24 protein-coding genes are annotated in these 26,235 nt (G+C 50.4%); 15 read left to right on the top strand and 9 right to left on the bottom strand.

What is annotated here, in order from left to right; all coding sequences use genetic code 11:
- The first annotated feature begins 197 nt into the window (after positions 1 to 197).
- Entirely contained in the window at positions 198 to 1,772 is a 1,575-nt protein-coding gene (locus H8S65_RS06960; protein WP_186929264.1) for an ATP-binding protein, read from the top strand.
- Positions 1,773 to 1,829: 57 nt separating this feature from the next.
- On the opposite strand, the gene H8S65_RS06955 is transcribed toward H8S65_RS06960, so the two are convergent.
- Positions 1,830 to 2,999 carry a C1 family peptidase gene (locus H8S65_RS06955; RefSeq protein WP_186929263.1) on the bottom strand — a complete coding sequence of 390 codons (1,170 nt, stop codon included), beginning with the start codon at positions 2,997 to 2,999 and terminating at the stop codon, positions 1,830 to 1,832.
- 44 nt (positions 3,000 to 3,043) lie between these two features.
- A complete protein-coding gene (locus tag H8S65_RS06950) occupies positions 3,044 to 4,654 on the bottom strand; it encodes a dipeptidase (protein ID WP_186929262.1) in 1,611 nt (536 codons plus the stop codon).
- Between the two features lie 170 nt (positions 4,655 to 4,824).
- On the opposite strand from H8S65_RS06950, the gene H8S65_RS06945 reads away from it, so the two are divergent.
- The 9 genes from H8S65_RS06945 to H8S65_RS06905 all read left to right on the top strand — a co-directional run bounded on the left by H8S65_RS06945 (position 4,825) and on the right by H8S65_RS06905 (position 15,570).
- Complete coding sequence (locus H8S65_RS06945; protein WP_186929261.1) at positions 4,825 to 6,399, top strand: beta-N-acetylhexosaminidase; 1,575 nt, start codon at positions 4,825 to 4,827, stop codon at positions 6,397 to 6,399.
- Positions 6,400 to 6,464: 65 nt separating this feature from the next.
- Entirely contained in the window at positions 6,465 to 6,689 is a 225-nt protein-coding gene (locus H8S65_RS06940; RefSeq protein ID WP_005645048.1) for a DUF3791 domain-containing protein, read from the top strand.
- The gene (locus H8S65_RS21310; protein WP_363182653.1) at positions 6,646 to 6,873 is read left to right on the top strand and encodes a DUF3990 domain-containing protein; all 228 of its coding nucleotides are present in this window, start codon (positions 6,646 to 6,648) and stop codon (positions 6,871 to 6,873) included. The genes H8S65_RS06940 and H8S65_RS21310 overlap by 44 nt, the downstream gene beginning before the upstream one ends.
- On the top strand, positions 6,870 to 7,088 hold the full coding sequence (locus H8S65_RS06930) for a hypothetical protein (RefSeq protein ID WP_186929260.1): 219 nt from the start codon (positions 6,870 to 6,872) through the stop codon (positions 7,086 to 7,088). The genes H8S65_RS21310 and H8S65_RS06930 overlap by 4 nt, the downstream gene beginning before the upstream one ends.
- A 679-nt stretch (positions 7,089 to 7,767) precedes the next feature.
- Entirely contained in the window at positions 7,768 to 10,686 is a 2,919-nt protein-coding gene (locus tag H8S65_RS21235) for a DUF6383 domain-containing protein (protein WP_186929259.1), read from the top strand.
- Between the two features lie 395 nt (positions 10,687 to 11,081).
- Positions 11,082 to 11,405, top strand: a complete 324-nt coding sequence (locus H8S65_RS06920; RefSeq protein WP_186929258.1) for a hypothetical protein — start codon at positions 11,082 to 11,084, stop codon at positions 11,403 to 11,405.
- A gap of 203 nt (positions 11,406 to 11,608) precedes the next feature.
- A complete protein-coding gene (locus H8S65_RS06915) occupies positions 11,609 to 13,891 on the top strand; it encodes a DUF3987 domain-containing protein (RefSeq protein ID WP_186929257.1) in 2,283 nt (760 codons plus the stop codon).
- Between the two features lie 619 nt (positions 13,892 to 14,510).
- The gene (locus H8S65_RS06910; protein ID WP_186929256.1) at positions 14,511 to 14,933 is read left to right on the top strand and encodes a transposase; all 423 of its coding nucleotides are present in this window, start codon (positions 14,511 to 14,513) and stop codon (positions 14,931 to 14,933) included.
- A gap of 190 nt (positions 14,934 to 15,123) precedes the next feature.
- Positions 15,124 to 15,570 (top strand): HU family DNA-binding protein, encoded by a 447-nt coding sequence (locus H8S65_RS06905; protein WP_186929255.1) that lies wholly within the window; start codon positions 15,124 to 15,126, stop codon positions 15,568 to 15,570.
- Here the strand turns inward: H8S65_RS06905 and H8S65_RS06900 are convergent.
- Complete coding sequence (locus H8S65_RS06900; RefSeq protein WP_374046311.1) at positions 15,567 to 15,797, bottom strand: DUF4248 domain-containing protein; 231 nt, start codon at positions 15,795 to 15,797, stop codon at positions 15,567 to 15,569. The two genes, H8S65_RS06905 and H8S65_RS06900, sit on opposite strands and share 4 nt — an antisense overlap.
- 141 nt (positions 15,798 to 15,938) lie before the next feature.
- Between H8S65_RS06900 and H8S65_RS06895 the strand changes: the two genes are divergently transcribed.
- The 3 genes from H8S65_RS06895 (at position 15,939) to H8S65_RS06885 (ending at position 17,344) form a co-directional block, all read left to right on the top strand.
- Entirely contained in the window at positions 15,939 to 16,418 is a 480-nt protein-coding gene (locus tag H8S65_RS06895; protein ID WP_186929254.1) for a glucosaminidase domain-containing protein, read from the top strand.
- A 58-nt stretch (positions 16,419 to 16,476) separates the two neighbouring features.
- On the top strand, positions 16,477 to 16,941 hold the full coding sequence (locus H8S65_RS06890; protein ID WP_186929253.1) for a hypothetical protein: 465 nt from the start codon (positions 16,477 to 16,479) through the stop codon (positions 16,939 to 16,941).
- A 151-nt stretch (positions 16,942 to 17,092) separates the two neighbouring features.
- Complete coding sequence (locus H8S65_RS06885) at positions 17,093 to 17,344, top strand: hypothetical protein (protein ID WP_255489058.1); 252 nt, start codon at positions 17,093 to 17,095, stop codon at positions 17,342 to 17,344.
- A gap of 41 nt (positions 17,345 to 17,385) precedes the next feature.
- Here H8S65_RS06885 and H8S65_RS06880 read toward each other — a convergent pair whose 3' ends face one another.
- The 5 genes from H8S65_RS06880 to H8S65_RS06860 all read right to left on the bottom strand — a co-directional run bounded on the left by H8S65_RS06880 (position 17,386) and on the right by H8S65_RS06860 (position 22,716).
- On the bottom strand, positions 17,386 to 19,158 hold the full coding sequence (locus tag H8S65_RS06880; protein WP_186929274.1) for a DEAD/DEAH box helicase: 1,773 nt from the start codon (positions 19,156 to 19,158) through the stop codon (positions 17,386 to 17,388).
- Positions 19,159 to 19,283: 125 nt separating this feature from the next.
- The gene (locus H8S65_RS06875; protein ID WP_186929273.1) at positions 19,284 to 20,348 is read right to left on the bottom strand and encodes a tyrosine-protein phosphatase; all 1,065 of its coding nucleotides are present in this window, start codon (positions 20,346 to 20,348) and stop codon (positions 19,284 to 19,286) included.
- A 78-nt stretch (positions 20,349 to 20,426) separates the two neighbouring features.
- Positions 20,427 to 21,356 carry a carbohydrate kinase family protein gene (locus H8S65_RS06870; RefSeq protein WP_186929252.1) on the bottom strand — a complete coding sequence of 310 codons (930 nt, stop codon included), beginning with the start codon at positions 21,354 to 21,356 and terminating at the stop codon, positions 20,427 to 20,429.
- Positions 21,357 to 21,361: 5 nt separating this feature from the next.
- The gene (locus H8S65_RS06865) at positions 21,362 to 21,979 is read right to left on the bottom strand and encodes an SIS domain-containing protein (RefSeq protein ID WP_186929251.1); all 618 of its coding nucleotides are present in this window, start codon (positions 21,977 to 21,979) and stop codon (positions 21,362 to 21,364) included.
- A 230-nt stretch (positions 21,980 to 22,209) separates the two neighbouring features.
- Positions 22,210 to 22,716 carry an ORF6N domain-containing protein gene (locus H8S65_RS06860; protein WP_222616251.1) on the bottom strand — a complete coding sequence of 169 codons (507 nt, stop codon included), beginning with the start codon at positions 22,714 to 22,716 and terminating at the stop codon, positions 22,210 to 22,212.
- Between H8S65_RS06860 and H8S65_RS06855 the strand changes: the two genes are divergently transcribed.
- On the top strand, positions 22,715 to 23,941 hold the full coding sequence (locus tag H8S65_RS06855; protein ID WP_186929250.1) for a M16 family metallopeptidase: 1,227 nt from the start codon (positions 22,715 to 22,717) through the stop codon (positions 23,939 to 23,941). The genes H8S65_RS06860 and H8S65_RS06855 overlap by 2 nt on opposite strands.
- A 7-nt stretch (positions 23,942 to 23,948) precedes the next feature.
- Here the strand turns inward: H8S65_RS06855 and H8S65_RS06850 are convergent, their stop codons facing one another.
- Entirely contained in the window at positions 23,949 to 25,349 is a 1,401-nt protein-coding gene (locus H8S65_RS06850) for an alanine/glycine:cation symporter family protein (protein ID WP_186929249.1), read from the bottom strand.
- Between the two features lie 344 nt (positions 25,350 to 25,693).
- Between H8S65_RS06850 and H8S65_RS06845 the strand changes: the two genes are divergently transcribed.
- Positions 25,694 to 26,200, top strand: coding sequence for a flavin reductase family protein (locus H8S65_RS06845; RefSeq protein WP_186929248.1), 507 nt, complete (start codon positions 25,694 to 25,696; stop codon positions 26,198 to 26,200).
- The last annotated feature ends 35 nt before the right edge of the window (positions 26,201 to 26,235 follow it).

Here is a 26,235-nt window from a genome sequence, read left to right as displayed (position 1 = left end):
TACAAATTAAATCCTTTTCTTTCTGGTAAAGAATAGACAAAATAGGGATTATAATGGATAATCATTCGGAGATCTGCTTATACCCGTACATTTGTCATGATGATGACAAAAAATGATATAATCTCCCCAGGCATTTCGGATGTATTTAAAAAAACGTATCTTTGTCTGTCTGGTGATTCAATAAAATTCCGTGTATCATGAGCAATAAGATTTACCCTATCGGCATCCAGAACTTCGAGAAGATTCGGAGGGATGGCTATTTTTATGTAGACAAGACCGCCCTCGTCTACCAACTGGCAAAAAGTGGAAGTTACTATTTCCTAAGTCGTCCGCGCCGTTTCGGAAAGAGTTTGCTGCTGTCTACATTGGAAGCCTATTTCGAAGGAAAGAAAGAACTCTTTGCCGGATTGGCCATCGAGCAGTTGGAGAAAGATTGGGCGCGATATCCGATTCTGCATCTCGATTTGAATACTCAGGAATATAATTCGGTGGACAGCCTGAAGGAGAAATTGAATATCGCGTTGACCGGATGGGAGAAGGAGTGTGGCGCAGAGCCTGCGGAAAAATCATTGGCTACCCGCTTTGAAGGAATCATAAAACGTACGAGCCGAAAGATGGAACAACGCGTTGTCATCCTGATCGATGAATATGATAAACCGATGTTGCAGGCGATCGGTCGGCCGGAATTGCAGGAAGCCTATCGCAGTTTGTTGAAATCTTTTTATGGGGCATTGAAAAGTGCTGACGGTTACATCCGTTTTGCGATGCTGACAGGTGTTACCAAGTTTAGCAAGGTGAGTGTTTTCAGTGACCTGAACAATTTGGAAGACATCTCGTTTCGCCGGAACTATAACGAATTGTGCGGCATCAGCGAACAGGAATTGCAGGACAGTTTGGGAGATGAATTGCCGGAGTTTTCACGATCATTGGGCCTGACGGAATCAGAATTGTGTGACAAACTCCGTCGTCATTACGACGGTTACCATTTTGCACCTGATACAGCGGGTGTTTATAACCCGTTCAGTTTGCTTCATGCCTTTAAGAATCGTGAATTTGGCAGCTATTGGTTTGCGACCGGTACACCTTCCTATTTAGTCGAGCTCCTGAAACGTCATCATTACGACCTGGACCGTTTGGCGCATGAAGAGACCGATGCTGAAACGCTTGACGGTGTGGATTCGGTCGACTCAGATCCGATCCCGGTCATCTATCAGAGTGGCTATCTGACGATCAAGGGGTATGACCCCCGTTTTGGAACTTACCGGCTGGGCTTCCCGAATTTAGAAGTTGAAGAGGGTTTTGTCAAATACCTATTGCCTTATTATGCCAATGTCAGCGCATCGAAGACTCCATTTGAAATCGGTCGTTTCGTCCGTGAGATAGAGGGAGGTGATTATGATGCCTTCTTCCGTCGTTTGCAAAGCTTTTTTGCCGACACTCCTTACGAAACGATTACCGGGTTGAAGCCTGAGCGTGACACGGAACTTCATTACCAGAACGTCTTGTTTATCATCTTCCGCCTGATAGGATTATATACAAAGGTGGAATATCATACGAACCGTGGACGTATCGACTTGGTCTTGGAAACGGATCGTTATATATATGTAATGGAGTTTAAGCTGAATGGAACGGCTGAGGAGGCGTTGCAGCAAATCAACGATAAACAATATATCCAGCCCTTTATCGCTGATGGGCGGAAGATAGTCAAAATCGGCGTAAACTTTTCTTCCGAAACCCGCAATATCGAGAAGTGGGTGGTGGAAGGCCACTGATAATCTGAAGCACAAGCGGCTGGCGTGAGACACGCCAGCCTACATAGGTGCTGTTCACTAAAGATGAAGTTTTGCCTTGATCTCCTTCGGTATCGCATCCTTATGAACCATCACATAGATGGTTTTGGCGCGGACGAAGCTCTCGGACATGTTCAGGTAGCCGCCGAATTTGTTGCGGTCGGTTCCCCATGAGTTCTTGGTGATGTAATATTTCGTGCCGTTCTGGTCTTTGGTGATGCCGGTCACATGCATCAGGTGGTCGTCGGTGGTGACAAACGATTCGAAGCCCGCCTGGCGAACCTCCGGGGTCACGTTGATTTCCTGATAAGGGCGTTCGAACTTGAAGACTTCTTCCAGACGTTCCTTATCGCTCAATTTCTCGAAGCGTGCGCGATCCGTGTTAGACAGGTCTTCCACCTTCTTTACCTCCGGGTTGATGGCGACGCCGTTTGTAAAGGAGAATCCCTTCTCGCTCACGTCACCGTCCCAGCATACCGTATAGCCGCTCGTCAAAGCATAATCCACCGTCTCCATCATTTCGTCGAGCGGCAGGTTGTACATCAGGGAATGTTCCCAGTTGTCGGGCACTTCCACATCGAACTTCACGTAATACGGATGATGCGTGAAGCTGGTCAGTTCGATATAGTCGTCCATATTCAAACCTAACGATTCGGCGAAAGACTTCGGCGTGTACTCTTTTCCTTTGTACGTGAATTTCTCCGGCAGTTTCCCTAAATAGGTGTCGAACAGGTTGTCGACCAGTTTGTAATATTCCGGACTGCGTGCTTTCGTCTTCACCGCCACATCCGCAATGGCATGCATATAGCGGACCATCTCACTGTGGTTATGCCGTTCGGAATCGTAGTTGATACCCGTGTAGACCTCTTCGGGTACGATCCCCACCTGGCGATACGCGTTCATAAAGGTATGCGAAAGGCTGCCCTGTCCGATGTTTCCGTCCCCACGGCGCAGGTAGTTGTCCTGCAACTGGTTCATGTATTTCTGGCGGACGATGAACATCTCCGAAAGGTCATACGTGCCCTTCCCCATACGGAGCAGCTCGGATTCCATAAACGAAGTCGTGGCAAAGCACCAGCAAGTCCCCGTTGCCGCCTGGTTCTTAACCGAGGTAGCGGGAACCGTTACCACCTCTGTAAACTGATACCCCTGGCCGAACGCCGCCGAAGCAGAGAACGCCAACATGCAAGATAGAATAAGTGATTTCATAACATCCATTATTTTTTAATTCTTAATTCTTAATTTTCAATTAATCAAAATCCCCTCGCGAACATCTTCCAGAACTCGTCCGCCATCTCCTGCCAGCGCAGGATTGTCGCTCCTGCGAAGTCAGCCGTGTAGCCAGTCAGGAAAGCCCGTGCGGCCTCTTCCCCTTTGCCGCCCTGCAACTCTTTGTAGCGGCTTTCCACGAAAGTCATTTCCGATAAGCCCTTTTCCTCGAAGTGGGCGACTGCACCGTTGATCTTGTCTTTGGTCAGTCCCCAGCGGACCGTAGCCAACTTGTTTGCCGTCCGGTATTTCCAGACGATGGCATCCTCACGGTGGCGGTGCTGTCCGCAGATACCGAAAGCAACCGGCAGGTCTGTCGTACCCGCAAAGATCGGGATACGCGGGCTCTGTCCCGGATTGTCGAACGACAGCCAGGCGACGCCGCCCACGGCATCCGGCAACCAACTGCGAAGCTGTATCACGTGCGAATAAGAACATTGCGGAACTGCTACCAGGCGATTGCGTGCCACTGTCCCTTCCTTCACACCGTTCAGCATATTCAGCATATCTGTTCCCATCCAGGGATTAGCTGCCGGACTCGTGATCGTATCTGTTTCCTTTGTCTCCCTGTTCTTGACAGCCACTTTCAGATTCTTCGTCATGTCCCATTCCGTCCCTTCGTAGGTCTGGCGCAACAATGCCATCACATCTGTTACGGCAACCGTTTTGTCCGGCTTCACGCTGATCGGCAGTTCTTCCGCATCGTACGACAGTTTGAGCGAAGGAGCCAGTGCGTTCAGGATGAAATACTCGCGGATGCTGAATGCCTTCGGCTCGCCGAAATAGTTGCCCCCGCTATAGGCTTTCCAGAACTTGAACGGTTCCTTGCCGTCCCAGAACCCCATCTTTTGGGCAACGGAGAATACATTTTCCGAAGCCATATAACGATCCTTGTCTTTCAGGTCGAGCGTCGAGATACGCGAGATATTGGCCGATACCCCCACATGATCGTCCGGGATGCGGACAGCCGCCCATACGCCCCCGACTTTGTCCGGCCCTTCGCCGAACACCTCGAAATGCCAGACCTCGTTCGGATCGGCAATCGTCAGGCATTCGCCCGAATCCCCGTAGCCATGTTCGGCAACCAACTGTCCGATCAGCCGGATCGCCTCGCGTGCCGTCGTGCAACGCTGCAAGGCTATCTTTTCCAACTCCTCGATCATGAACATCCCTTTCTTGTTCTGCAACTCTTTGCGTCCGGAGATTGTCGTTTCGCCGATCCCTAACTGTTTCTCGTTGAGGCAAGGATAGGAAGTATTCAGGAATTGGTAGGTCGAGCGGGCTTCCGGGATCGTCCCCTTCAATTCCATCCGCGTACGGTCGGCAGGATATTCGGTGTGCATCCGTCCGTTGTAGATCGCTACCGTCGTGTCGCGCTCGTAGTGTGCCGCCGGGACGATCTCCATCCATGTGCGGTAGTTCCCGTCACAGGTATGGCTGGTCATGACCGAACCGTCGGCTGATGCTTTTTTGCCGACCATGATGCTTGTACAACTTTCGGGGGTGTTGACCGGACGGGAGTATTCGATTTCCTGTGCCCGGAGGCTGTGCCCGTAACAGGTAAGTACAATAATAAAGATAATTAGTCTATTCATGGCATTATATTTGATTTTGCGGCTAAAGATATGAAATTTTGTTATATTTGCTACCTCTTGCCGGGGGGTAATCCTTTGGCAAAAGAGGAATATCCCTGCCTTGCCGGGGGATTAATCCCCCGGTAAAAGAGGAAAATCCCTGTAAGGAAATAATTAAATATAAATATGCCATGAAGAAACTAATTTATTTAAGCACATTACTATTTCTATTCGTGTTGCCGATGATGGCACAACAACCTTTGTTCCCGACGCCGGCAAAGGTGCAGAACGCGAAAGGTACGTTCACCATTGGAAAGAATCTCCAAGTACAAGGCAATGGCGGGTATGCCGACAAGTTAGCCGCCGGACTGCAAACCGAGTTGAAGGAAGCCGGCCTGCAATCGTCGCCTGCCAGCGGAACCATCCGCCTGGAACTAAATAATGATTGCAAGATGGCCGATGAAGCCTATACGCTTGTCGTCCAACCGAACAGCATCCTGCTGCAAGCCTCTTCCGAAGCCGGACTGTTCTATGCGAAAGAAGCCCTTCTGCAACTTTCCCGTTTCGGCAAAGGCAACGTGCGTGCCTGCAAGATACAGGACCAGCCCCGTTACGGCTGGCGTGGATTCATGCTCGACGAGAGCCGCCACTTCTTCGGTAAGGAAAAGGTAAAACAATATCTGGACATCATGGCGTCCCTTCGCCTGAACGTGTTCCACTGGCACCTGACCGACGAACCGGGTTGGCGTATCGAGATCAAGCGCTATCCGAAGCTGACCACCGAAGGGGCTGTCGGCAACTGGCACGATCCGAAAGCGCCCGCTACGTTCTACACCCAGGAAGAGATCAAGGAGATCGTCGCCTACGCAGCCGCCCGCCACATCATGGTCGTTCCCGAATTCGACATGCCGGGCCATGCTACCGCCGTCTGCCGTTCCTATCCTGAAATCTCCGGCGGAGGCGAGGGCAAATGGCAGCATTTCACGTTCCATCCCTGCAAGGAAGAGACGTTCGAGTTTATCAGCAACGTGCTCGACGAGATCGTCGCCCTGTTCCCGTCTCCCTATATCCATATCGGAGGCGACGAGGTGCACTACGGCAACCAGAGCTGGTTCACCGATCCCGAAATCCAGCAGTTCATCAAAGATAAGAACTTAGGCAACGAAACGGGCCTTGAACAGTATTTCATCCGCCGCGCTGCCGATATCGTGGCTTCCAAGGGCAAGACGATGATCGGCTGGGACGAGATGATCGATGCCGGTGTCTCTCCCGACAAGGCTGTCATCATGTGGTGGCGCCACGACCGCAAACACCAGTTGGTGAAGGCGCTCGAAAACGGCTACCGGGTGATTATGACCCCGCGCCGTCCGTTGTATGCCGACTTCGTCCAGTACGGCGGCCATAAGGTGGGCCGTGTGTGGGGCGGTTACAACACGATCGAGGATATCTACCGTTTCCCGGAACCTATCATCCATCTGACGCGCGATTATGAAGACCAGGTGATGGGCCTCCAGTTCTCCCTTTGGACGGAACGTGTAGCCGATGCCAAGCGTCTGGACTATATGACATTCCCCCGCCTGGTCGCTGTAGCCGAATCCGCCTGGACCCCAGCCAAGTCGAAGGAATGCAGCCTCTTTATGCAGAAGCTCCCCTATTTCCTGCAATTCCTCGGTGAAAAAGGCATCTACTACTTCAACCCCTTCAACCCGGAATCCACACCCGAACCCGGTGCACCGGACAAGGACGATGTGTTGAAGAATGGATAAGATATGTATGAAAAAAGTGTATATTTGCATTTGACCTAACAGAAAGATAAGAAAGGAAAACTGATATGGATTCGGATGTCAAAAACAAAGTGGAATATATCATTGCTGTGATAAGTGAGTTTGCTGCGGCACACTCACTTAACACATTGCAAGCCTATCGCTACCTGGAGAGGTTCAAAGGCCTCGACTTTGTGAGTCGTTTCTATAATGTGGAGCATACACTCTCGTTTGAAGACGTAATAGAAGATCTTACAGCTTATTGCCACAGGAAAGGAGGGGCATTGGTATGATATTGTTATTGGCCCTATTGCAAATGATTCGGTTGGCTTTCAGATACGACGGCTCACTTCCGGGCTGATAGATATGGATAAGTTTCTTGAAGAACTTAAATATATGAAGGGGGTGACTATGCAGTACTTTTTCGGTACGGAGAAGTCTATTCGATATTTAACCAAAATAAGAAGTGGATTATGACCAAAGAACTATTTATGATAGAAGAGATTTCCAAGGAAATCGTATTGTTGCTTATGGAGGAGCATCAAATGGATATGAGTGAGGCTCTCAAGGCACTCTATACATCTGATACATATAGCCGGCTCATAAATCTTGATACAGGGCTATATGCTCAGAGTACGGCTTATGTATATGAATATCTTGAAAAAGAATTGGTAACGGGGAAAATGGTGTAAGGAACTTCCGACACCTGAGCCCGATGCACCGATATGTTGAAGAATGGATAAGATATACTTTGTTTTCTCTCAAACCGTCGGCTTAAGCCGACAGCAAGGGATATAAATTTCTATTGCTTGGATTATGCGCTGGTTTTATAGGAAAAACGGCTCATTTTAGCCCCTTTTTGAAAAAAGCACAAAAAAAGGGAATGGTTGGGGCTTGCTGGAAAACATATCTAAACAATTGATTACAATATATATAGTGAAGTCTTTTATATACTGGTGGAAAGTACATTTTTTACCCTGTTTTTGAGGGTAGTTTTTGCCTTGTTTCTTGCTTGTATATTATTGGGAATGAATAAAATAGATAGCTTTTTCCAAAATGACTAAAAAAACGTACGTTTAAATTCGTCATAATTCAGCTACAAAAATACAACTACTTTTTAAACCTGCAATTCTTTCTTCAAAGTTTTTTCTTTTTCTATATCGTTTCTTATCAATTAGATAGCCTTACCTGTACGAAAAACCTTCTTTTGACTACAAACCTTCCGAACCGCCTCCGAAAATGACGAATTTAAACGTACGTTTTAGCTGTCAAAGTACAGATGTTAACATACACCTATATAAGGTATGGCAGCTAAGGTTTAGACGATATTATTTCAATATTCATAGTATTATTAATTTAAATGTTTAAAGTATGAACAAAAGTATTTTTACTCTTATGACAGCGGCTCTGCTTATGACTGGGTCGATGTTTAGTAGTGCGTATGCTGCAGCTGGAGATAAAGCTGCCGTTGCATATGCTTCTTCATCCATGAAATTGGTTGATGGGACTAAACTCTATTTAGGACCTGATGCAACTCATTTATTAAAACCTTCTGCCTCTTTTAAAGTTGAGGGGAAAGATTTTGTTTCATTTGAAAATTTAACGGGAGCAGATCCCAGTACAACTTTTTCAGGCTTCGTTCCTTTTGAACTGCGTAATGTCCAAGCAACAGCCACAGGTGCAACGTTTGAATTGTGGGCTGATGGAAAGCAAGTGGTTGTAAAAGCTGCTGATGGAACAGTTGCTGATGGAGGTGTTGGCAGTAATAAGTTATCTGAACTGAATACTGTGTTTGCAGTTACTTATGCCTCTGCAGACGATAAAGGACAGGTTAATTTTAATAAACTGTACACAAGCGTAATTCCTACAAAAGAAGTAGGTTTAAGTGTTGTTGCCTTTACTAACAGTATCGAATGGGATGCAGACATGTTGAATGAGTATAACTCAAAAGGTATAACATTCAACTTTGCTGCAGATAACTTGGTCGGTAATGTTTTTGCGGATGAGATGAAGGCTGTTAAAGCTGGAGCAGCATTTGACAGTTGGGTGGCAGGTACTTATTTTGTAAAAGGAGCTGCTGCCGACATTACAAAATTCAAAACTACTCAGAGCGCCGAAAATGCAAAGAACCTTTACTTTGCTTGCTTAACAGATGACAAATATGTTCTGAATGGTCAGAAAGCAGGAGAAGGACATAAGTTTGCATGGGTGAAAGGTGAAACAATTTCAGCTGCAGCGGCTACTTTGTCTAAAGATGCAGCATTTACTTCTATTACAGAAGGTGATGCTATCAATAATGAAAATGCACTCACTTTAAATATGGCTCCTACCATAGCTACCAGTAATCCTGTTACTGTAGGTGCATACAAAGCATCTGAATCAGATACGAAAGCATATGTTACTGCATTTTTGAACTCTTCTGTTGTTGCTGGTGCAATCATGTTGCCTGCAACTTTGGGTACAAGCACCTACCTGGATGCCTCTGTTCTGTTGAAGAAAGATGCTGTTAACACTGTTAATATCTATTTCACAAGCGGAAAGCAGAGTGTTGATGGTGATGCTAACCAACAGTATGAATATCACAAATATCTGGTTGCCGGTGCCGGTGCTTCTGATTATCAGCTCGAAGCTCGTGCTAAATCAGAGATCGACTTGGCTTCTCCGATGACACAGTGGGTTGTTTCTGGTTTCAATGGTAAGGCTTCCTTTACATTGACTAACCGTGAAGCTGCTTCTCCTGCTAATGAATTAGTATTGAAACTGAAAGCTACAGATGTAGAAGGTGAATATGAGATTGAATCAGCTACACCTGCTGCTGATGATGCAATTGCAGCTGGTGTTACTGCTAACAGCACAGGTAATGCCGGTGCTAAGAATCAATCTCTGATCGGTAAAACAGTTCGTTTCAACTCCGTTGCCACAACAAAGACTGACGGCTTCCTGGAAATGACAAAGGCTGAACGCGAAGGTGGTTTCCATCTGTTGTTCTCTGGTAAAGTGCCGGGTGGTATTGCTGAAATGTATGGTGTGTTGAGTGCTAATAATGCTACTGGAACTTATACTCCTTCTGAAAATAAAGGGGATTATGCTTTCACTGCTGAGGTTGTTAAGGATGGCACTCCGGCAGTTGCTAACTATATCATTAATGATGTAGATGCTGCTTATCTGGATAAAGATGGAAACATCGTAACGGTTAAAGATACGTTGGCTGTTCCTTCTTATAAATTGGTAGTTGGTACGAATAGTGCGAGTAAAAAGGTCCTTTACCTTAAGAAGGATGCTGTAACGACGATCGATAAAGACGATGCTAACGAAGGTGAATTCTTCTTCCGCAAGAACTATGACGGAACTTATGCAATGGGGTTGATTAGCACAAATTATGCTGGTAGTGTTAAAGCTACTGCCAAAGCTGTAGAAGTTAATGCAGCCGGTACTGCCTTTGCTGCTGCTGGTACTGCTACCCTTTACGTTCCTACAATCAGCAACGTAACCATCAAGTTCAACGACAACTCCGATGCAACTTCTCTGCCAGCTGAACCGCGTCACGTATCATTCGATAACGTACTGGGTTCTGTAGCTATGCAGATGAATAAGAACAATCTGGAAGAAGGTATCCTGAGCAAGGAAGGTCTGACATTCTGGTTGGATACAGTGGGTAAGGCTGATGTTCCTAAGTTCTATATCTCTCGCGGTGTAGAAGGACAGGATGAAAGACTGTTCATGTTTAACTCTGCTGACTCTCTGGGTATCTTCTCTGAAGACGACGCTCAGTTGTCTGAAAACAAGAACTACCTGTTGGAAGGTACTGCTTCCGATCCGAAAGCAATCTTCCGTGCAGCTACTCTGACAGCCAAAGATACACTGACAACAACTGTTGACGGTGACCTGATTAAGGATGATCTGAAAGCATATCAGTACACGATCCAGTTGAACGACGAAGATGTAGACAACGAATATGTTGTGAAATCTGTTAAGGGTGGTTGGTTGTATGCATTGAACGGTAAGTTAGGTTTCACTTCCGATCCTAAGAAGGCTATGGTCTTCACCCTCGGCGACGAAGTTCCGACATCCAATGATGCGATCGAAGTATCCGAAGTCAAAGTAATCGCTGGCGAAGGTCAGATTCAGATTGCTGGTGCTCAGGGTAAGAAGGTTGTTGTTTCCAACATCTTGGGCCAGGTGATTGCTAATACGGTTGTTGCTTCCGACAATGCTGCGATCGCTGCTCCGGCAGGTGTAGTTGTAGTAGCTGTTGAAGGCGAAGCTGCTGTGAAGGCAATTGTAAAATAATAGAAACAAAGAATAATCCCTTACCGGGGGATTCATCCCCCGGCAAAAGAAAGACATTTTTTATAATCAAATAATCTAAATAATATCACGCGGTGTCCATCCGCTTTTTGGCGGAAGGCCCAATTACCCCGCGAGGGAGAACAAGTGGTAGTATTAATACTAAAGTAATGAAATTAAAAGTTCTACTGCCAGTACCTCTGTGAAGAAAGAAAGCAGATCAAAAAAGGCTCCGGGAGAAATTCTTCCGGAGCTTTCTTTTTTTTCATTTGAAGGGGCATTAATCAGCCGGCAAGGGAAAATATTCTTATCTTAGTTCTTATTTTATAATACCTGAATAATATGGTACACGCAAAAGAATCACAAGAAAAAAAGGATGGAAAGAAGAAGCCATCGAGTTGTTATCCCTTATTCTCGATCTTTGTGAAAAGCAGCAGGCGAATGCCTCCTTGTCCAAGCGAGACTGCGCCGCCCTGCGCAAGGCAGGCAAAAGGTTTGAGAAAATCACCGGCCTCGGATTGATATTCGAGTTCGAACGCATAGAGGTCAATGCGTCCTATGACCTGATCCGTCTCTGGAAAGCCATCCGCAACTTGCCTGAGTTCGGGCATGCCGGTTCAGGCATACACCGCCTCTTTGCCCAGATGATGAAAGTGTTCAAGCTGAATAAGGTTTCGCGTCCTTCCGCCCGCAACTATTACAACCGCAAGGAAGACGAATGAACGAATGAGGCAGGAAAGAGGACGGGAGGAAAAATATTTTTCTCCCGTTTTCTTACCGTAAAGTAACGGTTTTGCGCCGGGTGCGTTTTTGTATGCTTTGAAAATCAACGATCGTTGTATTCCTCGCGTTACTTTTTGCTCATTGACAGGGCAGAAGCGATAGTGTACCTTTGTCCATTATTAATTAAATAAAAAAAACAATCATGAACAAGGAACACAAAGTCTCATTGTTTCCCTCTCTTTGCAAGTATGAAAGTGAAGAAACCACCCTCGAAGAAATCATCATCCTGATTCGCCGTCGCCGTTGGGTCCGTGAAATAACCGCCTACCGCCATGCCGTTGCCGAAGGACGTAAGGAAGAGGCCGCCCGGTTGAAGAAGTCACTGCCCGGTTTCACCCCTTCAGGCGTTTGCCGCGGCGGGCACCGTGACGACCAGGTGGTCGCCTATTCCCAGATCGTCAGCCTCGATTTCGACCATGTGAAGGAACTGGCGGTGCTGATCGCCCTCTTCCGCTCGATTGCGACCACGCTCGCCCTTTTCGTCAGTCCCGGCGGCGAGGGGCTGAAAGTCTTCGTCCGCGTGGACAGCAAGGCGGAACACCACCGTCGCGCCTTCGAAGTCGTCGCCCTCCGCTACGAGGAGGAGGCCGGGATGGCGAGCGACCGCAAATGCCGTAACATAGGCCGTTGCTGCTACGTGAGCGACGATCCGGAGGCTTACTACAATCCCGGCGCCGAAGTCTTCCATGTGGCCGTCGAGATGCCCCAGGCGGCTCCCGGCGGAAACCGGGGGATGACGGATGCCGAGTCGTTCGTCTCCTGGTGGGCCGCCCGCAACCCGCTGGTCGAAGGGAGCCGCAACCAGACGGTCTACAACCTCGGTTGCGAGGCGAACCGCCGGGGTTTTCCGGAGGCTGAAGTCGCCCGTTTGTGTGTCTCGCTGATGCAAGTCCCCTCGTTTTCGGCGCAGGAGATCGGGCAGGCGTTACACTCTGCCTATCAGTCCCATACGGGAGAATACGGGACGAAAGTTTTCGCAAACGGACAAATTGCGGACAAAACGGCACCCCCTGTATCTGAAATCCCGAACCCCTCCGAAAAGGACCCGGAAAAGGAAGGGGAGGAGCTTCGGAAGCAGACGCCCTGCCTCCCGGACGGGCTGTTGGAGAAGCTGCCGCCGATCATCCGCGAGGCGGTCCGTTACTATGTCGACGTGCGCGAGCGCGACATGGGCGTGCTTGCCGCCTGCACCGTCCTGAGCGCCTGCCTGCCGGGGGTGCACGGCTATTACCGTCGCAAATGGCTGACCCCGCATCTCTATACGGTCGAGGTGGCTCCCGCCGCCAACGGGAAAGGCTGTGTCGACGAGATGCGCCACCTGGCCGACCATTACGCCACGCTCATCAAGACCGAGAGCGAGCGCGAAGAACAGGAGTACCGGCAGGCGCTCGAAGAGTGGGAGGCCAAGAAGGCGGAGCTTCGCGGCAAGCACCAGGCCGTGTCGGTGAAGGACGCCCCGAAGCCGGCCTACATCCGCTACTTAGTCGTGTCGAGCCAGGTGACGAAGGCGAAGCTGATCGTCCACCTGCGCGACAACGGCGAGGCGGGCCTGCTGATCGTGGATAGCGAGATCGACACGCTGGTCTCGGCGACGAAGCAGGACTTCGGGCAGTTTGACGACATCCTCCGCAAGGCGTTCCACCACGAACCTGTGTCGTCGTCGCGCAAAGGCGACAACGAGATGATCGTCGTCGACCGTCCCGCCGTCGCCCTCCTGCTGGCGGGTACGCCGGGGCAGTTCTCCCGCCTGATACCCGATGCCGAAAACGGGTTGATGAGCCGCCTGCTGCTCTACACCTGCCGTTCGCGTGCCGTCTGGCAGGACGTGTCGCCCGAAGGGGGTGGAGCCGACTTCGTGAAGCATATCGCTTCGCTCTCGGAGCAGGTCATGGAGATGGCCGTGCGTCTGCGGAAACGCAACTTGCAGGTCGGCCTGAGCCTTGCGCAGTGGTCGAAGCTGAACAGTTGTTTTGCGGATTTGCTGCGCGAGTCGGACCTGTTCGGAGGCGAGGATTTCCTTTCCGTGGTGAAACGCTACGGGTTGATGACCTACCGCCTCTGCATGCTTTTCACCGCCCTTGAGGTGGCGGCCGAGGGCGACTACATCCCCGGCCTCCGTATCTGTTCGGACAGCCATTTCGAGGCGGCCCTGGCGATCACCCTGTGCTGCCTCGAGCACAGCCGCCTCCTGATGACGCAGCTCCGCGCCCCGCAGGATCAGCCCGAACTGACGCTCCCCCTCAAATTCCGCTCCATCTACGACGCCCTCCCTGCCTCCTTCACCCTGCCCGAAGTCTACCGCCTCGCCGCCCTCGAAGGGATGAGCGAACGCACGGCACGCCGCTTTATATTGAAGCTTATACCGGTGTATATCACGAAGATAAATCACGGCTTGTATCGAAAGACATCCCCCGGCGGAAAATAAATATATCGGGTGTCCATTTTGTCCATATCTGTCCATTTCCCCCTTTCCCTCCCTTCCCTATAGGGTACTTGCCTGTACCCTGTAGGGAAGGATTTCTCTCTCTATAGGGCAGAAAGGAATGGAGGAAAAGGAAGAGAAAACCTCCCTTCCCTTGCCGGGGGATTAATCCCCCGGCAAAAGAAAAAAATATCAAAGGGGAAAATATATGATTGGCTCTCTCTCCCTTGCCGGGGGATTAATCCCCCGGTAAAAGAAAAAAATATCAAGGGGAAAATATATGATTGGCTCCCTTCCCTTGCCGGGGGATTAATCCCCCGGCAAAAGAAAAAAATATCAAGGGGAAAAATATATGATTGGCTCTCTCTCCCTTGCCGGGGGATTAATCCCCCGGCAAAAGAAAAAAATATCAAAAGGGAAAAATATATGATTGGCTCCCTTCCCTTGCCGAGGGATTAATCCCCCGGCAAAAGAAAAAAATATCAAAGGGAAAAAATATATGATTGAATCCCCTCCCTTGCCGGGGGATTCATCCCCCGGAGATTATAGAGATTATATAATGAAATTTCTTTCTCCTTGAGAAATTTCATTATATTTGCCTTAAATATTAAAACACTTAGCTATGTCCTATCTATCACTTGCCATCCACTGTGTGTGGAGTACCAAAAACAGGGTTCCTTTTCTGAAGAACAAGCGTTATCGGAATGAGTTGTATTCACATATGCGCAGTTACTCGATTTCGAAGGGCATTTTTGTCGATCATATTGGAGGCTTTACAGACCATGTGCATTATTTGTTTTTCTTGAAAACAGGCCAAACCATTGACGGGGTGATGAATCTGATAAAGGGCGAGTCGTCCCATTGGTTTTCTTCGATGCACTACGGGGAACTACAATGGCAGGATGGCTTTTTTGCCGTTTCCGTGAGTCCGGATCGCTTGAAAGTGGTCCGGCGGTATATCCAAAAGCAGGAAGAGCATCATGGAAAATGCAGCTTTGATGAGGAATATACCCTATTCAAGGAGCATATAGACAGAATTATATGAAGGAATATAGATTTCTCTTCCCTTGCCGGGGGATGAATCCTCCCGGCAAAAGAGATTTCCTCCTTCTTTTTCCTCATCTTTCCTCTTCCCTCCCTCTCCTGACCAGTTGTTCCCCGCAGCGGAGCAGGTGTGTCGTATCTTTGTTATGTGATTAAGAGTTAGAGGTTTAATTTAAAAAACAAAGAAACGTATGCCAGCAAAGTACAAGTTAGTGTTGCGCAAGGATATGCGCAAGGGGGCGGAGGCGGATGCCAAGTTATATTATGCCAATGCGAAAGCGGCGGGGACGGTCGATATCCAGGAGTTATGCGACCTGATTGCCGAAGGTTCCACGGCCTCGTCGGGGGATGTGAAGCTGATCCTGGACGAGTTGGTCCGTGTCATGCGCCGCAGCCTCGGCAAAGGGGAGGTCGTGCAGGTCGGCGAGTTGGGGAATTTCCAGTTGCAGTTCGGCAGTACCGGAACGCTGACCGAGAAGGAGTTCAACAGTGCCCTGATCAAAAGCAAACGCATCCTGTTTCGTCCGGGCAAGCAGTTGCGCGACGCGATTTCCAACTACACCTTCGAAAAGATCACTCCCGAAAGCCCGTCCGCTCCTTCGGGCGGGGGCGAGGAAGAGAGACCGGGAGAGCTTTAGGGTTCTCCGAGATGCCCCACGATATAGTCCCGTTGGCGGGGTGTGAGGTATTTTAGTCCGGGGTGCCAGCCGGCCGCTTTGAGGTCGTGCATCAGTTTGTCGCTGACGCGGATCCATTTCAGCAGTTGGCCGGTGGCGCTCTTCTGGGAGATGTTCGGGAAGTAGAGTTGGGCGAGTTCGCCCCAGCCGTAGACACGGTTCTGATTGAAGGAATTTTCCATGATCATATTGTGTGTTTCTTGATGCGGCGAACCGCTTGGTTTATAACCGCTAAGATAATAAATATTTGCCTGTTGAACAAGCAAATGCCATAATAAATTCTCTCTTATAAAAAGGAAAATGATTGAAAATAAAAAAGATTAGGAAAGATGGATAAGAAGATATTTTACCTCCGTAGATGCCGGGCTGCCGCAGAAGAGGCGGGGCATGCGTTCGATATGAACCCGCGTGTCATCCTGGCCCAGGGAGCACTCGAAAGCGGCTGGGGGACCTCCTGCCTGGCGACGGAGCATAACAACTATTTCGGCATGATGGGCTACGGGGCGGCCAATGCCTGGTGGCATGGCGAACGGGCGGAGCTGGAGGCGGCGAACGGGGTGGTGCATTATTTCCGGCATTACACGTCGCCCCGGATGTCTTTCTTCGATTTCGCCCGCCTGATCCATACCGGCTACCATCGTGCCTGGAGCTTCAGCCGCATCCCCGAAGCCTACGCGAAGGAAATCGCCTACAGCCCCTACATAAGCGAACAGAACGGAGATAACCGCGAACGCTACCGCCACAGCATCGTCGCTCTTGAAGAGGAAATCGGCAGGATGATGGATTGGGGTGAGGGGATGGCGGCATGAAGATATAAATGATGCCTCTCCCTTGCCAGGGGATGAATCCCCCGGCAAAAGAAAAGCAATGAAAGGAAAAAGAAGATGTGATTGTCTCTCTCCCTTGCCAGGGGATGAATCCCCCGGCAAAAGAAAAAGCAATGAAAGGGAAAAAGAAGATGTGATTGTCTCTCTCCCTTGCCAGGGGATTCATCCCCCGGCAAAAGAAAAAGCAATGAAAGGGAAAAGAAGATGTGATTGTCTCTCTCCCTTGCCAGGGGATTCATCCCCCGGCAAAAGAAAAAGCAATGAAAGGGAAAAAGAAGATGTGATTGTCTCTCTCCTTTGCCAGGGGATTAATCCCCCGGCAAAAGAAAAAGCAATGAAAGGAAAAAGAAGATGTGATTGTCTCTCTCCCTTGCCAGGGGATTCATCCCCCGGCAAAAGAAAAGGCAATGAAAGGGAAAAAGAAGATGTGATTGTCTCTCTCCTTTGCCAGGGGATTCATCCCCCGGCAAAAGAAAAGGCAATGAAAGGGAAAAAGAAGAAGTGATTGTCTTCTCTCCCTTGCCGGGGGATTCATCCCCCGGAATGAAAGAAATAATGAATCATCAAATCATCAGTCATGAATAAATTAAGACAAATCCTTGCATTTATCAGAGCCTTGTTAGGCTTTTTGTTGAACTTTAAAAAGAAGCGTCCGGATGGAAAGGAAGAGGAGAGCGAGCCGGTTCCGCCTGCGCCTGGCGGCCGGGAAATGTTTCCGGCGATTGTGCAACCCGCATTGCCTTCGCTTGTACCTGATGGTATTGGGGCTGCTGGCCTTGTGGGAGGGCCGTTCGGAGGTCGTGTTGGGGTGTTTGGGAGCCCTGTTGACACTCTCGGGGTACGGGGATATGGGGAGAGGCGGAAACAAAAACAGCAACTCCCCGTCGTTGCCGGCTGGGGGTTGCTGATGTATGCTGCTGTCTCCTGCTTTTGTTAGCGTGGGGAGGGATCAGAAACGTCTTTTCTTGCGTGCGTCGCGTGCGGCGGCTGTCCGTTTCCACGGGCGGTCGTTGTCGCGTTCGTCTTTGCGGTAGGTGCGGTCCGAACGGTCGCCACCCCGGCGTCCGCCCTCTTTGCCTCCGTCTCGTTTGCCCTTGTAGCCGCCTTCGTTCCGGCCATAGCTTCGTTTGCCGCCACGTCCTTTGCCGTCACCTTCGCCCTTCTTGCCCTGTGCAGGTTCGACGGAGATGCGTCGTCCGTCCACTTCGAACCCGTTCATGCTGTCCATCACACGCTGGGCTTCACCCTCTTCCACTTCGAAGAAAGAGAAGTTGTCGCGCAGGTCGATCTTGCCGATGCGCACCTTGCCCGGCACACATTTGTTGACCAGTTCGATCAGTTGGTTCGGATAGAGGCCGTCGGCTTTGCCGAAGTTGAGGAAGAAGCGGGAATAGCCCTCTTCGGACGCATACGCACGGCGTTCGCCCCGTTCGCCGCGGGAGGAACGTTCGTCCACTTGCTGGATCTCGTCGGCATCCTTGTAGTAGTCGATCATACGGTTGAATTCGAGCGAAACGACCCGTTTGATGATGTCTTCCTTGTCCAGCCACTCCAACTTGCGGTAGATTTGGGGCATCAGGGAAGCGATTTCTTCCTCGTCCACCTTCACCTTTTCGATCTGGTCTACGAGGTTGAAAAGCTGCTTTTCGCAGATCGCATGTCCGGTAGGCATTTCGCCTTTCTCGAATTTCTTGTTGATGATCCGTTCGATCTCGCGTATCTTGCCCTTTTCCTTCACGTGGCAGATCGAGATGGAGATACCCGTCTTTCCGGCACGGCCCGTACGTCCACGTCGGTGCGTGTAGGATTCCACTTCGTCGGGCAGGCCGTAGTTGATCACGTGTGTCAGGTCGTCCACGTCCAGGCCGCGGGCAGCCACGTCGGTGGCGACCAAGAGCTGTATGTTCTTGACGCGGAACTTCTGCATCACGTAGTCGCGCTGCGCCTGGCTCAGTTCGCCGTGCAGCGAGTCGGCGTTGTAGCCGTCCTGTATCAGTTTGTCGGCGATCTCCTGCGTCTCCTTGCGGGTGCGGCAGAAGACGATGCCGTAGATGTTCGGGTAGAAGTCGGCGATGCGTTTCAGGGCCAGGTACTTGTCGCGTGCCTGTACCATATAATAGATGTCGCGGATGTTCTTGTTGCCTTCGTTCTTGTTGCCGATCACGATCTCCTTCGGGTTCTTCATGTACTTCTTCGTGATATTGGCGATCTCTTTCGGCATGGTGGCCGAGAAGAGCAGCATGTTGCGGTTTTCCGGCACTTCGGCGAGGATCGCGTTGATGCTGTCGGTGAAGCCCATGTTGAGCATCTCGTCCGCTTCGTCCATGATGACGTTCTTCACCAGGCTGAGGTCTACCGTCTTGCGGTTCATCAGGTCCAGGAGGCGTCCCGGAGTGGCCACGACCACGTGCACCCCGCGTTTCAGCGTCTTGATCTGGCTCTCGATGCTGGAACCTCCGTAGACCGGGAGGACCTTCAGGTTGTCGATATACTTGGAGTAGTCGTTCAGGTCGTCGGCGATCTGTAGACATAGCTCGCGGGTGGGACAAAGTACGAGTGCTTGGGGTTGGTATGTAGTCACATCAATTTTTTGCAGGATCGGGAGGCCGAAGGCGGCTGTTTTTCCTGTACCTGTCTGTGCTAATGCAATTACGTCGTTGTCGTCTCCCAGTAGGAAAGGAATCACTTCCTCCTGTACCGGCATGGGCGATTCGTAGCCCATTTCTTGGATTGCCTTCAGTATTGGTGCGGCAACTCCTAATTCTTCAAATGTTTTCAAAATGTGATATATGTATATATAATAAATTCAGAGTGGGGACAAAGGTACGCAAATAATTCGGATACCGGTTAGTTTAGTATGATATCTTTTAATGTATCGCGCTCTTTTTCCGTAAGATGCAGCCCTTTCGACAGATATTTGTCGGTCGAACCGTATTCTTTCTTTATTTTATGGAAGGCCAGGTCCAGCCATGTCTCGTTTGCACCGAGCAGTACGGTGATGGTTTCCTGGGCATCCGTATTGAGATTGCGTGCCATATAGGCAAGGTGGCGCAGGTCTATGTGGTTGTTGGAAGCCATATAGTCCTTCATGATCGTTTCTTGCGGCACGTCGAGGGCCGTCAGCAGCATGGCCGTCAGGAAGCCGGCGCGGTCTTTCCCCATCGAGCAGTTCACGAGGATCGGGTAGTTGTCCTTGTCGAGGAAGACTTTCAGGGCCTTGCCGAACTGTTCGCTGTCGTCTGTCACGTAGCTGATGTATGTATCCTGCATGTACACGAGCCCGTCACCTTTGCGTATGCGCCCTTCTTCCAGGCGCCGGGCGATCTGGTCTTTGCCTTTTACCGGGATCGGGATGGAGATGATGTTTGCTCCTGTATATTTTTCCGGGGCGAGGGCTACCTCGTCTTCTCCCCGCAGGTCGATGACTGTTTTGATCTTCAGGTTGTCCAGCCGGATGGTGTCGTTGCGGCTGAGCGACTTGAGCTCGCCCGAACGGAATATCTTGCCCCAGCCGGTCATGCGGTTCCCGTGTTCGCTGAAATAGCCTCCTATGTCGCGCAGGTTCTGGATGCTGTCCATCTGTACCGAGCGGGCGCCGACGGTACGGAAATATTTGTCGTTGAACGACAGGAGAAAGTATTTGTGTGTGATGTTGTCGTTCGTGATGTAGGTCACCCGCCCGTCGTTGATGTCGGCATAGCTGCACGGTTGCGACATGTCGAAGGAGTTGGGGGTGTCGGAAACATAAAGTTTCATCATCCCGTCGGTATGGGGGTCCGTTTCCCACTTGATAATATAGTTGCCGATGTCGTCGCGCAGGCAGATGGCGCGAATTTCAGGTGCTCTGCCGGAGCTGCACCCTGTTAATAAGGTCACACTGGTGAACAAAAAAAGAATCCGTTTCAATATCATACTTCTACTACTCATGCAAAACAAAGATAGTGAAAAACATGTGTCTTTATACCCCTTTATCTCCCTGGTTAATGATATTTAAGACTGAGAGAGGTAGGAGGTCGCAAATTCTTTAGAAATGTAATTGTCGTAGCTGCGGCAAACCTCGGTGGCCAGATCGATCCCGCACCGGATGATGTTCGCCCACGTCTCCTCGGGGAGGGTGGCGAGGTCGCGGTGGCGTACATTATATTTTAACAGACCGTAGAGGACGCCTGCATTGAAATTGTCGCCGGCCCCGATCGTGCTGACCGGTCGGATGGCGGGCGAGTCGAAATGGCGTCGCCGGTCGCCGTGGTAGAGGTTCACGCCTCCGGAGCCGTGGGTGGTGATGAAGCGGTCGCAGTAGAAACGGATATGGCCGGTGTAGACCTTTTCACTGTCGGCCTCCCCGAAGATGTTGAGGAAGTCTTCGTCCGAGCCGCGTATGATATCGGCATATTCGAAGTTTTCGAGCAACGTCGGGGTGAGGCGTATCGCTTCTTGGGCGTGCGCCTTGCGGAAATTCGGATCGTAATAGAGGATCGCCTTGCGCTGGCGTGCATAGTCGAGGAACTCCACCATCCGCTCCCTGAGCGCGGGGTTCAGCGAATAGTAGGAGCCGTAGATGAAGATGTCGTCTTCGTTGATCTCCGGCAGGGGCACGTCGAGGCGTTGCTTCGGATAATCCTTGTAGAAGGTGTAGTTGGCATTGCTGTCGTCGTCCAGGAACGCGAGCGAGATCGGGCTTTTGCCGTCCGGGAAGCGGTCGACGTAGCGGGTGGAAAGGTTGTTTTCCGCCATGAAGTCGCGGATGATGTCGCCGACGCGGTCGTTGCCTACCTCGCTGATGAAGGAGACGGGCACTCCGAGGCGCCCTAACGAGACGAGGCCGTTGAAGGTCGATCCGCCGGGCACTGCCGTATGGGGCCGGTTGTTCCTGAAGATGATGTCGAGAATGGTTTCTCCGATGCCGATTACCTTCCTCATGTTGTTTATTTGTTTCCGGTTTTACACTGTTCGCGGCTTTTCGAACCTAAGTAACCGCCGTGATGCCGTTTGGCATAGTCGGGGTAACTGAAGTTGATGCGTTTCATGGTCCCGACTACCAACAGGTCGCCTATCACCGTCATGACCGTGGTCGAGGTGGTAGGGGTGAGGCCTAAGGGGCAGACTTCTTTCGGCGCACCGGTCGGCAGGCAGATCGTCGCTTCGGCTGCTAACGGGCTGTCGGGGTTGCCGGTGATAACGATAAACTGCATCTCCGGCACGAGGCCGCGCGTCAACTCCACCAGTTCGAGCAGTTCGCGTGTCTTGCCTGAATTGGAGATGAGCAACATGATATCGTTTTTGCGGACAATGCCGAGGTCGCCATGCTGCGCTTCGCTGGGATGCAGGAAGTAGGCGGGCGTGCCGGTCGAACAGAAGGTGGTCGCGATGTTCATGGCGATCTGCCCGGCTTTGCCCATACCGCTGGTGATCAGGTTTCCACCGAGTTCGTGCACATGTTTCACAATGAGCGTCACAGCCTCTTCATAGCCGCTGGTTATCGGAATATTGCGTACTGCTTCAGCTTCTTGTTGCAGAATAGACGAGATTGCTTCGTTTATCATAGCTTTTAAAATGATTCTATATAGTGTTATGAACTTAACAAAGTACAAAAGTATCTATTTTAATGATACCTGCACATGGAATGACCTATATTTTTGTAGCTTTCCGGATTTCATCCCCTCCAACTTGATATTCCAAAGTGGAATATCAAAATCAGAAGGAAGGTTTAAAATACGGTAGTTCTTGTGGGGGCAGTGTACGGACTGCCCGATAGGATTTGGTCATTAAAAATTTATTGGGGTTTGACAAATCCTATTGGATTACGGGGTTTGTTGTTCTGTTTGTTTTTCTGTGCCAGTTGCGCCAGGGCGAGGTAGATCTCGTCAAATTTTTCTTCATTTTCTTCTGTGATATCTTCTAACGCCTCGATCCGGTCTTTTAGTTCTTTGAGCAGGGGCGAGGGAGTAGAGTTGAGCAGGTATTGGCGCATGGCGACGAAAGCACGCATGATTGAAATATTCACCTCTATTGCGATATCGCTCTTCAACAGTCCTGATAACATGGCGACACCTTGTTCTGTAAATGCAAAGGGACGTTTCCGGGTTCCACCCCAACTTGATGTCACAAATTGTGATATCAAGACAGACCATTCGTCAGTGGTTAGTTGGAACATAAAATCGGGAGGAAAACGTTCGTAATTCCATAGTAAAGGAGTTTTAATTTGACGGCTAAGGTAGTTAAAAAAAGTCTGTAAACAAATATTTATTGTACTTTTGTGCCCTCTAATGAATGGATACATGGAAAAAGATTACTTCTCACATATTTTACCGAACGGTTTGCGTGTCGTACATCTTCCTGCTGCTTCCCCGGTGTCGTACTGCGGTTTTGCCGTGAATGCCGGGACACGGGATGAGGAGGCGGACGAGTTCGGCTTGGCCCACTTTGTCGAACACATGATATTCAAAGGGACGGAAAAGCGTAAATCCTGGCATATCCTGAACCGGATGGAGAATGTGGGAGGGGAGCTGAACGCCTATACCACGAAGGAGGAGACTTTCGTCTATTCCATCTTTATGGAAGAACATTTCCGGCGGGCTTTCGAACTGCTGGCCGACCTGGTGTTCCATTCGCAGTTCCCGGAGCAGGAGATCGAGAAGGAGGTGGATGTGATCCTGGACGAAATCAATTCGTATGAGGACAGCCCTTCGGAACTGATCTTCGATGAGTTCGAGAATTTGCTGTTCGACGGCCATGCGCTGGGACATAACATCTTGGGGGACGAGCAGTCGCTGCTCGGTTTCGGCAGCGAGTCCGGCAAGTCGTTTATGAGGCGGTTCTATGCCCCCGAAAACATGGTGTTCTTCTCGATGGGCCGGATTCCGTTCAGGAAGATCGTGCAGATGGCGGAAAGCACCCTGTCGGATATCGCTTTCCCGATGGCGGCGCGTAACCGGACGGCGCCCGGCGAGATCCTTCCCGCCAGCCGGCAGATACACAAAGACACCCATCAGGCGCATGTGCTGATCGGAGGACGCGCATACAGCATGCACGACGAGAAACGCCTGCCGCTGTTCCTGCTGAACAACCTCTTGGGAGGTCCGGGCATGAACAACCGTTTGAATGTCTCTCTCCGCGAAAAGAACGGGCTTGTCTATAACGTCGAATCGAACGTGACCTCTTATACCGATACGGGACTGGCAAGCATCTATTTCGGGACCGATCCGAAGAACAAGGAGAAGGCGATCAGGCTCGTTCATAAGGAACTGGCGAAGCTGCGCGATGTGAAACTGACCGCAACCCAGTTGGCGGCGGCCAAGAAGCAGGTGATCGGGCAGTTGGGCGTCTCAGGCGATAACCGGGAAGGCCTGTTCTTAGGCTTGGGAAAGAGCTTCCTCCATTATAACCGCTACGACACCCTGCCGGAAGTCTTTGCCAAGGTGGAAAAGCTGACCGCCGGAGAGATACGGGAGGTCGCCAACGAAGTCTTTGCACCTGAACGGTTGTTCAGTCTGATCTATCAATAAGAAGCGTTTACCAGCATTCCGCCTTGTCCTTCAGTTCCGGCAGCTTGTTTTTATCGAATACCGGACTCTTGATCCCGCTACGTTTCTGCATAATGTAATCGTGTAGCAGCAAGAATGCCTGTTTGCTCAGCAACGAGATGGCGACCAGGTTGCAGATCGTCATGAAAGCCATCGTGATATCCGCCAGGCTCCAGGCAAGTTCCAGGCTTGCCAACGCGCCGAACATCACCATGCCGCCGACTAACAGGCGGTAGATGTAGAGCACGCTTTTCTTCGGCGTGATGAAACGGATGTTCGCCTCCCCGTAATAGTAGTTCCCGATAATGCTGCTGAAAGCGAACAGAAAGATCGCTACGGCTACGAATATCCCTCCGGCTTTTCCCACTTCGAGCGTCAGGGCATGCTGTGTCAGTTGCACCCCGTTTACCGAACCGTCCAACGGCGCCCCGCTGAACAGGATGATAAAAGCCGTGCAGGTACAGATCAGCAGGGTGTCGGTGAAAACGCCCAAGGTCTGGATCAACCCCTGTTTGACCGGATGTGTGACGGATGCCGTAGCCGCTACGTTCGGAGCCGAACCCATGCCGGCCTCGTTGCTGAACAGGCCGCGCTTGATCCCCTGCATCAGGGCGGCGCCGACCGTGCCGCCTACCGCCTGTTCCCAGCCGAAAGCGTTGCCTACGATCAGTTTGATGACAGCCGGCAGTTCCGTGATGTTGAACAGTACGATCCCCAATGCGAGCGCCACGTACCCCAATGCCATCATGGGGACGATCACGCTGCTGACTTTGGCTATCCGCTGGATTCCCCCGAAGATAACGGCAAGCGTCAGTACCGTCAGTACCGCACCTACGATCTTCGGATCGAAACCGAACGAGCCTTGCATGGCCTCGCAGATCGTGTTGCTCTGTACCGAGTTGAACGCGAAACCGAAGGTGACGGAGATCAGGATGGCGAACAATATGCCCATCCAGCTCAGCCCCAACCCGTACCGCATATAGTAGGCCGGCCCTCCGATGAAGGAGTCCTTCCCTCTCCGTTTGTAAAGCTGTGCGAGCGTAGACTCGACAAATGCGCTGGCCGAACCTAAAAGGGCGATGATCCACATCCAGAACACCGCTCCCGGACCTCCTACGGCGATGGCTGTGGCTACCCCGGCCAGGTTGCCTGTCCCGACACGGCTGGCGAGCGATACGGCGAACGCCTGGAAGGATGAGATATGTTTTTCGCCCTCATGGGCTTTGTTGGCGGAGTCGCCGAGTACGCGTATCATCTCCCGCAACATACGGAACTGGACGAAACGGGTTTTGAGGGTGAACCAGACGGCGCATCCCAACAGCATGATAATTAAAACATACGACCATAGGATATCGTTAATCCCGCTGATCCAGTTGTTCAGTATTTCCATTTTGGCAGTTTATCGTCTTGATAATTACGTGAATAATAAGATACAAACCTAAAGAAAATATTTTGTATGGACAAGAATATCCGGATGGCCGCACCAAAATATATCTTTATATGCCATATCTTTATCGCTCTCCCGGCTATTATTCTGTAATCGGCGTCGCTGATTATAAAATTTCCGCCGGTGATTATATAATCAGCGACGCCGATTACATAATCACCGGCGGAAATCAAAGAATAGTATGGCACCGGAATAGTTTTATATGCAATAGGGGAATATTTAAATTCAGCACTCACGCAAATAAATATTTCTGTATCTTTGGGAGATTATAAATAAGGTATGAAATTATGAAGGCAATAGAACCGAGTCTGATCAAAGACAATTTTATCGAGATCATAGGAAAAGAGTGGATGCTGGTAAGCGCCGGCGACAAGGACAAGTTCAACATGATGACGGCAAGCTGGGGAGGCGCAGGTTTCCTGTGGAACAAGCCGGTAGTGTTCGTCTTTATCCGTCCGGAACGTTATACCCGCGAGTTTGTCGATGCGAAGGGCGCTTTCACGCTTTCCTTCTTGGGGGAAGAGCATAAGGCCGCCCACAAGATTTGCGGTTCGAAGTCGGGACGGGACATCGACAAGGTGGCTGCAACCGGTTTGACGCCCTGCTTTACCGGCCTGGGTAACCCTTGTTTCGAGGAATCGCGCCTGACGCTTGAATGCAAAACCCTTTACGTGACTAAGATGGATAAGGACCATTTTGTCGATCCCGCCTTATACGAAAAGTGGTACAGCGCAATGGCCGGGAACCTGCATAACGTCTATGTGGCGGAAATCGTGAATGCTTGGGAGAGATAAATCGGAAACTTTCTTTATTTTTGCCGGAAACACAA

Source organism: Parabacteroides hominis (genome assembly GCF_014287585.1).
Taxonomy (GTDB): Bacteria; Bacteroidota; Bacteroidia; order Bacteroidales; family Tannerellaceae; genus Parabacteroides; species Parabacteroides hominis.
Note: the sequence above shows the minus strand (reverse complement) of the source record. Positions and strands in the feature narration are given on the sequence as shown.

Bases quoted from the DNA above. Each gene is read 5' to 3' on its own strand.
- H8S65_RS06850 (WP_186929249.1), bottom strand. From the start codon at position 25,349: ATGGAAATACTGAACAACTGGATCAGCGGGATTAACGATATCCTATGG.
- H8S65_RS06875 (WP_186929273.1), bottom strand. From the start codon at position 20,348: ATGATATTGAAACGGATTCTTTTTTTGTTCACCAGTGTGACCTTATTA.
- H8S65_RS06955 (WP_186929263.1), bottom strand. From the start codon at position 2,999: ATGAAATCACTTATTCTATCTTGCATGTTGGCGTTCTCTGCTTCGGCG.
- H8S65_RS06880 (WP_186929274.1), bottom strand. From the start codon at position 19,158: ATGGGCTACGAATCGCCCATGCCGGTACAGGAGGAAGTGATTCCTTTC.
- H8S65_RS06930 (WP_186929260.1), top strand. From the start codon at position 6,870: ATGACCAAAGAACTATTTATGATAGAAGAGATTTCCAAGGAAATCGTA.
- H8S65_RS06900 (WP_374046311.1), bottom strand. From the start codon at position 15,797: ATGATCATGGAAAATTCCTTCAATCAGAACCGTGTCTACGGCTGGGGC.
- H8S65_RS06890 (WP_186929253.1), top strand. From the start codon at position 16,477: ATGAAAGGAAAAAGAAGATGTGATTGTCTCTCTCCCTTGCCAGGGGAT.
- H8S65_RS06950 (WP_186929262.1), bottom strand. From the start codon at position 4,654: ATGAATAGACTAATTATCTTTATTATTGTACTTACCTGTTACGGGCAC.
- H8S65_RS06940 (WP_005645048.1), top strand. From the start codon at position 6,465: ATGGATTCGGATGTCAAAAACAAAGTGGAATATATCATTGCTGTGATA.
- H8S65_RS06945 (WP_186929261.1), top strand. From the start codon at position 4,825: ATGAAGAAACTAATTTATTTAAGCACATTACTATTTCTATTCGTGTTG.
- H8S65_RS06860 (WP_222616251.1), bottom strand. From the start codon at position 22,716: ATGTATCCATTCATTAGAGGGCACAAAAGTACAATAAATATTTGTTTA.
- H8S65_RS06845 (WP_186929248.1), top strand. From the start codon at position 25,694: ATGAAGGCAATAGAACCGAGTCTGATCAAAGACAATTTTATCGAGATC.
- H8S65_RS06905 (WP_186929255.1), top strand. From the start codon at position 15,124: ATGCCAGCAAAGTACAAGTTAGTGTTGCGCAAGGATATGCGCAAGGGG.
- H8S65_RS06870 (WP_186929252.1), bottom strand. From the start codon at position 21,356: ATGAGGAAGGTAATCGGCATCGGAGAAACCATTCTCGACATCATCTTC.
- H8S65_RS06855 (WP_186929250.1), top strand. From the start codon at position 22,715: ATGGAAAAAGATTACTTCTCACATATTTTACCGAACGGTTTGCGTGTC.
- H8S65_RS06865 (WP_186929251.1), bottom strand. From the start codon at position 21,979: ATGATAAACGAAGCAATCTCGTCTATTCTGCAACAAGAAGCTGAAGCA.
- H8S65_RS21235 (WP_186929259.1), top strand. From the start codon at position 7,768: ATGAACAAAAGTATTTTTACTCTTATGACAGCGGCTCTGCTTATGACT.
- H8S65_RS06910 (WP_186929256.1), top strand. From the start codon at position 14,511: ATGTCCTATCTATCACTTGCCATCCACTGTGTGTGGAGTACCAAAAAC.
- H8S65_RS06960 (WP_186929264.1), top strand. From the start codon at position 198: ATGAGCAATAAGATTTACCCTATCGGCATCCAGAACTTCGAGAAGATT.
- H8S65_RS06885 (WP_255489058.1), top strand. From the start codon at position 17,093: ATGGAAAGGAAGAGGAGAGCGAGCCGGTTCCGCCTGCGCCTGGCGGCC.
- H8S65_RS06895 (WP_186929254.1), top strand. From the start codon at position 15,939: ATGGATAAGAAGATATTTTACCTCCGTAGATGCCGGGCTGCCGCAGAA.
- H8S65_RS06915 (WP_186929257.1), top strand. From the start codon at position 11,609: ATGAACAAGGAACACAAAGTCTCATTGTTTCCCTCTCTTTGCAAGTAT.